General features: G+C 52.9%; 10 protein-coding genes and 1 other annotated feature. Of the genes, 2 read left to right on the top strand and 8 right to left on the bottom strand.

Features of this window, described 5'->3' with window-relative positions:
* The coding region (locus J7M22_17975; protein ID MCD6508493.1) for a hypothetical protein at window positions 1-424 on the bottom strand (424 nt) is incomplete at its 3' end.
* A gap of 288 nt (window positions 425-712) precedes the next feature.
* On the opposite strand from J7M22_17975, the gene J7M22_17970 reads away from it, so the two are divergent.
* Window positions 713-1,519, top strand: a complete 807-nt coding sequence (locus J7M22_17970; protein ID MCD6508492.1) for a tyrosine-type recombinase/integrase — start codon at window positions 713-715, stop codon at window positions 1,517-1,519.
* A 227-nt stretch (window positions 1,520-1,746) separates the two neighbouring features.
* On the opposite strand, the gene J7M22_17965 is transcribed toward J7M22_17970, so the two are convergent.
* The 3 genes from J7M22_17965 to J7M22_17955 are packed head-to-tail and all read right to left on the bottom strand — an operon-like array spanning window position 1,747 to window position 4,553.
* Window positions 1,747-2,406: an ABC transporter ATP-binding protein gene (locus J7M22_17965; GenBank protein ID MCD6508491.1), complete on the bottom strand. Its 660-nt coding sequence runs from the start codon at window positions 2,404-2,406 to the stop codon at window positions 1,747-1,749.
* 9 nt (window positions 2,407-2,415) lie between these two features.
* Complete coding sequence (locus J7M22_17960) at window positions 2,416-3,393, bottom strand: glycoside hydrolase family 99-like domain-containing protein (GenBank protein MCD6508490.1); 978 nt, start codon at window positions 3,391-3,393, stop codon at window positions 2,416-2,418.
* Window positions 3,394-3,404: 11 nt separating this feature from the next.
* Complete coding sequence (locus tag J7M22_17955) at window positions 3,405-4,553, bottom strand: ABC transporter permease (GenBank protein ID MCD6508489.1); 1,149 nt, start codon at window positions 4,551-4,553, stop codon at window positions 3,405-3,407.
* Window positions 4,554-4,691: 138 nt separating this feature from the next.
* Between J7M22_17955 and yajC the strand changes: the two genes are divergently transcribed.
* A complete protein-coding gene (gene yajC / locus J7M22_17950; GenBank protein ID MCD6508488.1) occupies window positions 4,692-4,973 on the top strand; it encodes a preprotein translocase subunit YajC in 282 nt (93 codons plus the stop codon).
* Window positions 4,974-5,025: 52 nt separating this feature from the next.
* Here yajC and ilvC read toward each other — a convergent pair whose 3' ends face one another.
* From ilvC to ilvD, 4 genes are all read right to left on the bottom strand, one after another.
* Complete coding sequence (ilvC, locus tag J7M22_17945) at window positions 5,026-6,033, bottom strand: ketol-acid reductoisomerase (GenBank protein ID MCD6508487.1); 1,008 nt, start codon at window positions 6,031-6,033, stop codon at window positions 5,026-5,028.
* A gap of 96 nt (window positions 6,034-6,129) precedes the next feature.
* On the bottom strand, window positions 6,130-6,606 hold the full coding sequence (ilvN, locus tag J7M22_17940) for an acetolactate synthase small subunit (protein MCD6508486.1): 477 nt from the start codon (window positions 6,604-6,606) through the stop codon (window positions 6,130-6,132).
* An 11-nt stretch (window positions 6,607-6,617) separates the two neighbouring features.
* Window positions 6,618-8,294 carry a biosynthetic-type acetolactate synthase large subunit gene (gene ilvB, locus J7M22_17935; protein MCD6508485.1) on the bottom strand — a complete coding sequence of 559 codons (1,677 nt, stop codon included), beginning with the start codon at window positions 8,292-8,294 and terminating at the stop codon, window positions 6,618-6,620.
* A 165-nt stretch (window positions 8,295-8,459) separates the two neighbouring features.
* A complete protein-coding gene (gene ilvD, locus J7M22_17930) occupies window positions 8,460-10,115 on the bottom strand; it encodes a dihydroxy-acid dehydratase (GenBank protein ID MCD6508484.1) in 1,656 nt (551 codons plus the stop codon).
* 45 nt (window positions 10,116-10,160) lie between these two features.
* Window positions 10,161-10,398: a binding site (T-box leader), on the bottom strand.
* Between the last annotated feature and the right edge of the window lie 203 nt (window positions 10,399-10,601).

The following is a 10,601-nucleotide window of genomic DNA, read 5'->3' as shown; positions in this document are numbered from 1 at the left end:
AGACGGTGTTGACGGCGTCCATATCATCGGGGTTAGCTTCCAGTGATAGAAGTGCTGATTCGGCTTCGGATATCAGATCTTGTGTCTCCGTTATGAACGCTGATATCAACTCCGGATCCGAATCCTCGGGAATGCTCATCTGATTAGAAGAATCGTTCCCGCTACTCAGATCCATAGCTTTTTCCACCAACTCGCCTATCTCCCTCATTAAACTCGAGGGATCAGATGTCTGATTCTGTATCATTTCGTCAAGCTTATGGGATACTTGGAGAAACAGATCCCGCAGCTCGGGTGATGAGAGGTTTCTTGAAAACTCATCCACAGCTTCCTTCACCTGGCGTAGCTCGAAAGGCTCACCAGGATCTAATTGTATCAAAAGTGCCGCTATATCATTAAGATTATCAATATGAGTTGCGTTTTCCATATCGGGTTACCTCCGGGGATAAGCTCAAGCGGAAAAATTAAGATTTTAAATCACATTCATCGTCTTCTCCGTTTATTTTCGATTTTGTCCTCTAATAGTTCTTAGGCGGCAGGGATTTTGCCGTGGACTTTGGGATTAAACTTTAGATAATTAGAAACCTTTATTAAAACAATTTCTTCAACAAAGGGATCGGAGAGCAACGATGGTAAATCGTAATCTCAACCGTAGATCGATTCGTTATCCTCCATTAGGGGAGCGGAAAATAGAATACGGGAGGGATCGGTAGTGTTGGATAATCCTAAGGCGGAAGTTAAGGCCTTTGAGGAGTATCTCAGATCGAGAGGATTGTCGCCTAGAACTATCCATGAGTACACATATGACCTCCGTGATTTTTTCTCGAAGTATCCTGAGGCTAAACCCGAGGACTTAGAGAAATGGCTCCAGTTGTTATCTCAGAACGGATTGAAACTCTCTTCCCTCCAGAGGAAATTGGCTTCTGTAAGGGCATGGGCAAGATGGCGTAGAAGGATGGACATCCTTTCCATGGAGTGGTCCTGGGGCAGGGAGGAAAAACTTCCTACCTTTCTAAGCGAGAGCGAGGTGGAGAAGCTTGAAAAAACAGCCGAGGAGATGGAGGACCCCAGATATCCTGCTATGATCATGCTGATGTCGAGAAGCGGATTGAGGGTCTCTGAGGTAGCAGGTCTTAGAGCACAGGAGGTGGATCTGAAGGAGGGTATCATGACTATAAGATTGGGTAAGGGTAGAAAGGACAGGGTTATACCTATACCAAAAGGCGCTGTGAGGTATCTCCAACTGGTGATGAAATCCCGAAGGTCAAACGAGTTTCTCTTCCCATGGAGCACAAGGACAATAAACAGGGTGGTTAAAAGGCTTTCCATGAAAGCGGGGATCAGAAAGAAGGTAACACCCCATACGCTGAGACATACGGCCGCGACGAGAATGTTGAAAAGAGGGATGAACATAAGAGCTGTTCAAAAGATATTAGGGCATAAATCACTAATGACTACCCAAAGATATATTCACCTCACCATAGAGGATCTAAAAGAAGAAATGGAGAAATGCGGGCTTTAATTCCTTGCTATTTAGAGAGGAGAGCACACCCTAGGAGATCCTGATCCCCTCAAGATGATTTTCCTCTAAAGTTCTGTCCCATGGGTTCCGATATATAGGATAACTTCGGTTTTAAATCGAATGGTTCCCCCAGGAAAGTTCGGTTTAAGCTTCCGTTGGTAATCTCCGATATAAAGCTTGAGCAGTCCGGTTTTAACTCTAAGAACTATTAGAGGACAGGATGAAGTCTACGTTGAAGTTAGGCGGCCCTCTTGAAGGAGGAGGATTCGATCCGCATACCTCTCCGCCTCCCTGCCATGTGTGACCACCAAAACGGTGCAGCCCTCCTTGTGGAACTCATCCAGATATCCGAAGACCTCCTCGGCGTTCTCCGGATCGAGGTTACCGGTAGGTTCGTCGGCGAGGATAAGCTTGGGACGGTTGAACATCGCCCTTGCTATGGCCACGCGTTGTCTCTCGCCCGCGCTGAGCTGAGAGGGCTTGTGGCGCTCCCTGTCGGCAAGGCCCAATCTGCCCAGAAGCTCCCTCGCCCGATCTCTATCCCTTTTCCCCCCTCCGGCTCCTGCCGCCAACAGGACGTTCTCGATGACGTTCAGATAGGGAACCAGGTGGAACATCTGAAAGACGAACCCGATGTTCTCGGCCCTGAATTTAGCCCTCTCCCTCTCGCCCATCGAGTAGAGATCCCTGCCGTTCACGACCACCCGTCCCTCGGTCGGTCGGAGCATACCGCCGATGATCATCAACAAAGTGGTTTTACCGCTGCCGCTGGGACCTCTCACCACCACGAACTCGCCCTCCTCGATCCGGAGATCGACGCCGTCCAGAGCCTTCACCCGATTTCCGCCGGTTCGATATATCTTGATGAGGCTTTCGCAGGATATCATTCTAACCCCTTACCTCCCCTTGAATTCCCCGGCGAAACGGCGGGTGAGCTTCAGATAAAGATCTCCGTACTCCTTCGACGGCTCTATCTCGCTTCCCTCATGCCACTCGTTCCAACTGGTTATGAGTACCCAGTCAGGCCGCGCCTCCATCGCCTCCTCCCATTGAACCCTATAGAGCTCGCCGTCGAACCTATCGACCTTTATGCCGGGTTTTCTGATCTTCGTGTCGTCATAGCCCGGGATGATGGTGATACAGCTTATCACGCCGCCATCCCGCGCGACCTTGACCCACCCGGAGTAGGTATCCCTGGCCCATCGACGCACCTGGTCCACCGTTTTGTCCCGCATGGCTACGCATGGGTTGTAGGTGTGGACGCCCTGAAAGATGGCAGCCGCCTCGGTGGAGATACGGTCTCCGATGAGAAGAAATCCACCACCATATCTCTCCCTCAGCTTCTCTATGACCTCCCTCCATCCCTCAAGGCCGATCTGTCCGATCGCCCGGCCGTAGATGAAGATGACGGGTTTCCCCTCCACCTTAAGCCATGCGGATTGATCCCCATATTCCTCCAACACGTATAAAAGATCATCCACCGCCCGATCGACCTTATTTTCCGGGACGGTCTCATAGTAGATCGTCACCAGCCTTCCGTATCGTTCGGCGGCTCGAAGGATCGGTTTCATCGCCTCGTCGCTGAAATCCCCTTTACCCCACCAGCTCACGATGAAACCGTCCACGCTGTTCTCCTCGGCCCATTTGGCGTGTTGATCGCACAGTTTGGGATCATGGCTGTCATAGGGTCCAAGGGTGGGATAGTGAGTGGAGCTCGCTATCTCCTTTTTCTCCTGATCCACGCCCGACCAATGAACCCATCTACCGCTCATCTGTGGGTTGCCGTACCATGGGTAATAGAAAGCTAACACAAGCTTCGACGCGCTAACGGGCTGAGCGGCATATGCGAGACATAGGAAGCTAAACCACGTCATATCGCACCTCCTCACCCTTCCCTCAGCGTGAGGGCGGGGTCTTGTGTCACGGCCACCATCGCCGGTATGAAGCTGGAGAGTGCGGCGAAGGCCGGAGCGGCGATGAGTGACCAACCCAGAAGACCGTATATCGGCTTTATCATCCTGGCCGTCACCTTGAATATGTCGGGTCCCAGTGTTAGAGAGAGCAGTGTGCCGACCAGGAATCCTAAAGCGGCGCCGATCAGACCTATCACGATCGCCTTGCCCAGAAACAGCAGGGCGATTTTGCCCGAGCCATATCCCAGGGCCCGCATGATGCCTATCTCGTATCTCCTATCCCTGACGTTCATCATCGCCAGAGCGCCGATCCACACAGCACAGACGACGATTACAAACGGCATAACGGTGGAGAAATACCTCTCTATCATCCATCTCTGATTTCGCCGCGCCAGGGCGATGGCCTGGAGCTCTATTACCTTCGCATCAGGAAGGAGCTGAGCGAGTTGCCTGTGCAGGGTTCTCCGGAATTCCTCAGGCGACTGTATGTAACAGACACACTCCAGAGCCTTTATCTCGTTTATCCTCCCCTTCAGGCCCAATATCCTTTGAATATCGTGAAGATGCCCGTAGATACGGATATCATCCATACTGCCGGTCTGGGAGAGCGCTTTAGCCACCGTGAAGCGTTCGCCGAGAAGATCTATCACATCCCCCTCCTTAATCCCCAGGCTCCGTGCGATCTCATAACCGATGTAGACCGTTCCGGGTTTGACGGAGAAGCTCATGGGTTTTTTCTTCTTTCCGGGGGGAGAGACCTCGGGCAGGATTCCGGTCAGTATAACGCTTTTACCTCGCCACGTCGTCTTTCTCTGCAGGGTCGCCATCAGATGGTTGTAATAGAGCCCCTTCTGTTTGGCGAAGCGGTAGACGTAATCCTCGGGCATAGTGTGTTCGGAGAACCCCTCAGCCCAGAATTTATCCATATCGGTGTCCTTCGGGATTATCCTCAGGTTAAACCCCATGTTCTTCAACACCACCCTTGCTTCTTCTCTGGCAGCTCTTCCGGTTGTATGGAAGAATATGAACAGGGCCACCGCCGTCAGGACGGCCAAGAGGCTGAAGAGGAAGTTAAACTTCCTATGAGCTATCTCCCTGAAGATCAGATAAAATAGGCTCATATTTCCCTCCTCCGTGTACGCGATATGATAAAGGTTGTGGCGACCAAAATCAAGGTTGATGTTTCGGATAAAGGTGTTGACTTTATACACCCGCTCATTGTATAAGTTAAGACCGGAGTAGATGACTAGGAGGTAGATATGGGGTTTATCTCAAGTTTGATGCCTTTGATATTGATCTTCTTGATCTTCTATCTGTTGATAATCAGACCTCAGAGGATCAAGGAGAAAAAACATCAGAACATGCTTCAGAATCTCTCCAAAGGCGATCAGGTTGTCACCGTTGGCGGGCTGCACGGCACGATAGTCGGTTTGACCGATGATATCGTCGTTCTGAGGGTAGCAGAGGACGTGAAGGTCGAGGTCTCACGAAACGCTATCGCCTACCTGAAAAAAGGCGGGGAGCTCATCGAGGGAGAATAGGACATCGGAGGGGTAAAGGAGTTTGATCTTAATCCTTTACCCCTTTAATCCTTTAATCTTCGATTTCTTTCGCTTCGATCCAGGGCATCATCCGGCGCAGTTTCTTTCCAACCTTTTCGATGAGGTATTCCTTCGTTTTACCCCTTAGGGCGTTGAAGACGGGCCTCCCCGCCCTGTTCTCCAGTATCCATTCCCTGGCGAACTCTCCGCTCTGTATCTCCTGGAGGATCTTTCTCATCTCGGCTCGGACGGAGTCGTTGATCACCCTTGGCCCTCTGGTCAGGTCTCCGTATTCGGCGGTGTCGCTGACGGAGTATCGCATGTAGCTGATTCCTCCCTGATAGAACAGATCCACGATCAGCTTGAGCTCATGCATGCACTCGAAGTATGCGATCTCCGGCTGATACCCTGCCTCCACCAAGATATCGAAGGCCGATTTGACCAACTCGGTCACGCCCCCACATAAAACCACCTGTTCGCCGAAGAGGTCCGTCTCGGTTTCCTCCTTGAATGTCGTCTCGATCACGCCCGCCTTGGTTCCGCCTATACCCTTAGCATAGGCTAAAGCTATCTCCTTCGCTTTGCCGGAGGCATCCTGCTGGACGGCGATCAGACACGGCACACCGGCTCCGCGCTCGAACTCGCTTCGCAGGAGGTGTCCCGGACCCTTGGGCGCAACCATTATCACGTCCACCTCTTTGGGCGGGGTGATCTGGTTGAAATGGATGTTAAACCCATGTGAGAAACCGAGGATCTTGCCGGACTTCATATGCGGCGCAATGGCGCTTCTATAAAGATCGGGCTGTACGTAATCGGGCACGAGCATCTGGATCAAATCCCCTTTCTCGGCCGCCTCGGCAGCGGAGACGGGCTCGAAACCGTGTTGTTTGGCGAGATCGTAGTTCGGCGTTCCCTCGAGCTCGCTGACGATGACGTTCAGGCCGCTATCGCGCAGGTTCTGCGCCTGAGCATGGCCCTGACTGCCATAGCCGATGATGGCTATGACTTTGTCCTTAAGCAGATCGAGATTCGCATCCTTATCATAGTAAATCCTTGCCATATCACACCTCATATTATTTAGTCATTTGTTGTCATTTATAGTCATTTGTGGTCGACGGCGCAGCCGAATGACCTAATGACTATAAATAACCATGCTTTATCCTCTCGTTATCGCCGCTTTGCCTGTCCTGACGAGCTCCCTTATGCCATATGGTTTCAGCAGGTTTATTATGGCCTCTATCTTCTCCTCATCGCCGGTCGCCTCGATAACGAGGGCCTCGGGAGAGACATCCACGATATGGCATCTGAAGATGTTGACTATCTGGATGATCTCCACGCGGGTCCCTCTGTTAGCCGAGACCTTGATCAGCGCCAGCTCCCTCTCCACATGATCTTCAGCGGTGATGTCCGAGACCTTGATCACATCGATTAGCTTGTTGAGCTGTTTGGTTATCTGTTCAAGTATCTTCTCGTCTCCCCTAACCGCTATGGTCATCCGCGAGACGTCCGGAGATTCGGTTTCGGCGACCGTCAGGCTGTCAATGTTATATCCCCTCCCGCTGAACAGACCTGCCACGCGGGCCAACACCCCGAATCGGTTCTCGACCAAAACTGAGATCGTATGTTTTTGCATATCCTTGGCCATCACGCCAACCCTCCGATCATCTCCTGTAGAGGAGCGCCCGCCGGGACCATCGGGAAGACATTCTCCTCAGATGCTACGATGAAGTCTATCACCACAGGCCCCTGCGTGTCAATGGCCTTATCTATAGCGGGTCTGACCTCCTCCGGTTTCGTCACCCTTATCCCCGTTGCGCCGAAAACCTCGGCGACCCTGGCGAAATCGGGGTTATGCTTGAAGTAAACGCCCGAATACCTCCTGTTGAAGAACAGCTCCTGCCATTGTCTGACCATGCCGAGATAGCTGTTGTTGATTATAGCCACCTTGACCGGCAGGTTGTACGTCACGACCGTGCTCAGCTCCTGCATGTTCATCTGGAAGCTGCCGTCACCTGTGATGGCGAAGACCATCTTATCTGGGCACCCGACCTGGGCGCCTATGGCGGCGGGAAAGCCGTAACCCATCGTTCCCAATCCGCCGGATGAGAGGAAGTGACGGGGCTTAGTGTGCTGATAGAACAGAGCCGCCCACATCTGATGTTGACCGACGCCCGTAGCTATGATCGCCTCCCCCTTGGTCGCCTCGTAGATCTGTTCGATGACGAACTGAGGTTTTATGACATCTGAACTCCGTTCATATGTCAGGGGATATCTGCGCTTCCACTCCTCGATCTGTTTGATCCAGGGTTGGATATCCAGCGGCTCAATCCGTCTGATCATCTCCTTGAGGATGAGTTTCGCGTCACCCACTATCGGCACGTGTGCATCGACCGTTTTGCTTATCGAAGCGGGATCGATATCCACATGGATTACCTTAGCCTCAGGAGCGAACTTATCCAGCTTTCCGGTAACTCTATCGTCGAATCTCGCCCCGATGCATATTAAAAGATCGCAGTTGCTGACGGCGTAGTTGGCGTATCTTGTCCCATGCATGCCGAGCATCTTCAGGGAAAGCGGGTGTGTCTCGGGAAAGGCCCCCAGCCCCATCAGGGTGGTGGTCACGGGGATACCCGCTTTTATGGCGAACTGTCTCAGCTCCTGAGAAGCCTCCGAAGCGATTACCCCTCCTCCGGCCAGAATCACCGGTCTTTTGGAGTTCTTTATCATCTCGATCGCCCTGGCAATCTGCCTGGGATGGCCCTCATATTTCGGCTTATACCCCCTCAGATCTACCTTATCCGGATACTCGAATTCGGCCTCGTTGATCTGAGCGTCCTTGGGGAAATCTATGACCACCGGACCGGGACGACCCGTTTCGGCTATGTAAAAAGCCTCTTTGACCGTCCGGGCCACCTCTTCGGGCGAACGAACGAGATAGCTGTGCTTGCATATGGGGCGGGTTATGCCGATGATATCGGCCTCCTGAAAGGCGTCGTTGCCTATCAGGGATGTCGGCACCTGACCGGTTATAGCGACGATGGGGATTGAATCCATATACGCTGTGGCGATCCCTGTGACCAGATTCGTCGCCCCCGGCCCTGAGGTGGCGATCGCCACGCCGACCTTGCCGGTCGCCCTGGCATATCCGTCGGCGGCATGGGCCGCCCCCTGCTCGTGCCGGGTGTGGATAAATTTGATATTAGGCTCATCGTAGAGATCATCAAATATGTGGATCACCGCCCCTCCCGGAATGCCGAATAGATATTCAACCCCCTCTCGCTTAAGCGATTCTATCAGGATTTTAGCTCCTCTCATCTTCATGCTCTACACTCCCACTCTCTTAGTCATTTATTGTCATTAATGGTCGGTCATTTGTAGTCATTTAAGATGACGGCGAAGCCGAATGACCTGATGACCACAAATGACCGTTGAACTATGGACGGCAGATGACCAACCTAAACGCTACACCCGTAGGAAGTATGAACGTCATTTGGAAAACACAGCCCCGGTGTTCGCCGATGTGACCAGCTTGGCATAGCGAGCGAGGTATCCGGTCTTGACCTTCGGCTCCGGCGGGGACCATTCTCTTCTTCGCCTCTCGATCTCCTCCGGCGGGACGAGCAGATCCAGCTTCCTGTTCGGTATATCTATCAGGATCGGGTCTCCCTCCTTCACCAGAGCTATCGGTCCTCCTTCGGCGGCTTCAGGCGATATGTGGCCGATGCAAGGTCCTCTGGTTCCGCCCGAAAACCTACCGTCAGTTATCAGGGCGACGGAGTTGCTTAGCCCTTTACCCACGATGGCGGATGTCGGAGAGAGCATCTCTCGCATCCCGGGACCGCCTTTAGGGCCTTCATATCTAATGACGACCACATCTCCTTCTCTGATCTGGTCGCCGAGAATCGCCGCCATCGCCTCCTCTTCTGAGTCGAAAACCCTGGCTTTGCCCTTGAAAACCATAGCCGATTCGCTTACGGCGGTCTGTTTAACCACCGCTCCATCCGGCGCCAGAGATCCCCACAGAACCGCTATGCCCCCTTCACTGTGATATGGATTATCTATCGGATGGATCACCTCCGGATCGATCACCTCCGCCTGCTCGGCGATCTGTTTGGTCGTCAATCCCGTCACGGTCGGGGTATCGTTGAGCAGATCTTTAAGCACATGCATTACCGCCGGTATGCCGCCGGCATATTCGAGATCCTCCATGAAATGCTCTCCGCCGGGCCGGAGATTGGCGATATGCGGTGTCTCGCGGCTGAGCCTATCGAAGGTATTCAGGTCCAGATCCACCCCGGCCTCATGTGCGATGGCGGTGATGTGCAACACGGCGTTGGTCGATCCTCCTAATGCCATATCCATTCTTATCCCGTTTTCAATGGCCTCCCTGGTCATGATCTTTCTCGGAGTGAGGTTTTCCCTGACGAGCTCAACGATTCTGTAGCCGCTTTCGAATGCTATTCGTCGTTTCTTGGCGTCCACGGCAAGGGCGGTGGCGCATCCCATGAGCGACATCCCAATGGCCTCCGTGACGCATGCCATCGTGTTCGCCGTGTAAACCCCCTGACACGACCCCGCACCCGGACATGCGCTCATCTCAAGTTCCTCGAGCTCTCTCTCATCGATCAACCCCGCGTTATATCTGCCGACCGCCTCGAAGGTATCCCGGACGAGGGAGCGCCGTTTGCCTTTATACATTCCGGAGAGCATCGGTCCTGCTGTGACGACTATGGCCGGTATATCGAGCCTAGCTGCCGCCATGAGCATCCCGGGGGTGATCTTATCGCAGTTGGTAAGCAACACCAATCCATCCAGCGCGTGGGCGTTGGCTATGGACTCGATCTCATCAGCTATAAGCTCTCTCGATGGCAGGGAATATTTCATCCCTCCATGTCCCATGGCGACCCCGTCACAGATGGCCGGCACGCCGAAGATAAAGGATGTGCCGCCAGCGGAGTGGATCCCCCTCTCGATGAACCTCTCCAGGTCCCTCATCGTTATGTGGCCGGGCACCAGATCGGTGAAGGAACTGGCTATCCCTATAAAGGGCATATCCATCTGCCTTTTACTCATCCCGGTCGCATATAGCAACGCCCTATTCGGGGTCCTCTCATAACCCTTTTTCACCTGATCGCTGCGCATTTTCTGTCTCCTTTGACCTTAGGGAATTAAAAAAGCCCTTTCCATCCTGAAGACGAAAAGGGCCATCCTTTCCGCGGTACCACTTCAGTTCCCGGATGACAATCCGGGCGCTCTCAGATGCTATAACGGGCATCACCCGCCTGGCCCTACCCCCGCTTAGGCGGTTTCGAACCAGGGGCTCCGGGGCGACCTTCGGCCTGAGATCGAACCGGGGGACCTCTCAGCCTCTGAATCCCCCTCTCTGTGGCCTCTCAGACCTACTCCTCCCCTTCCACGCCTTTGGCGATCATAATCAGTCCGGGTTTACAGGTGATTATACTAGATCATTCATAATCATGTCAAGCGTATCACGTAAAGTGCAGGACTTCTCAAAAGTTCATGGGGCGTGAGATGAGGAAAATCTAGGCAGCATAAGGGTTTTTGAGCAAATTCGCGATAGATTAGAGCGCGAATTTCCTTTGAATCACTTACACCATCTAGGCCTTT

The organism is Candidatus Poribacteria bacterium (assembly GCA_021162805.1).
Lineage (GTDB): Bacteria > Poribacteria > WGA-4E > B28-G17 > B28-G17 > JAGGXZ01.
Note: the sequence above shows the minus strand (reverse complement) of the source record. Positions and strands in the feature narration are given on the sequence as shown.

Bases quoted from the DNA above. Each gene is read 5' to 3' on its own strand.
- ilvN (MCD6508486.1), bottom strand. From the start codon at position 6,606: ATGCAAAAACATACGATCTCAGTTTTGGTCGAGAACCGATTCGGGGTG.
- J7M22_17960 (MCD6508490.1), bottom strand. From the start codon at position 3,393: ATGACGTGGTTTAGCTTCCTATGTCTCGCATATGCCGCTCAGCCCGTT.
- J7M22_17955 (MCD6508489.1), bottom strand. From the start codon at position 4,553: ATGAGCCTATTTTATCTGATCTTCAGGGAGATAGCTCATAGGAAGTTT.
- J7M22_17965 (MCD6508491.1), bottom strand. From the start codon at position 2,406: ATGATATCCTGCGAAAGCCTCATCAAGATATATCGAACCGGCGGAAAT.
- ilvD (MCD6508484.1), bottom strand. From the start codon at position 10,115: ATGCGCAGCGATCAGGTGAAAAAGGGTTATGAGAGGACCCCGAATAGG.
- ilvB (MCD6508485.1), bottom strand. From the start codon at position 8,294: ATGAAGATGAGAGGAGCTAAAATCCTGATAGAATCGCTTAAGCGAGAG.
- yajC (MCD6508488.1), top strand. From the start codon at position 4,692: ATGGGGTTTATCTCAAGTTTGATGCCTTTGATATTGATCTTCTTGATC.
- ilvC (MCD6508487.1), bottom strand. From the start codon at position 6,033: ATGGCAAGGATTTACTATGATAAGGATGCGAATCTCGATCTGCTTAAG.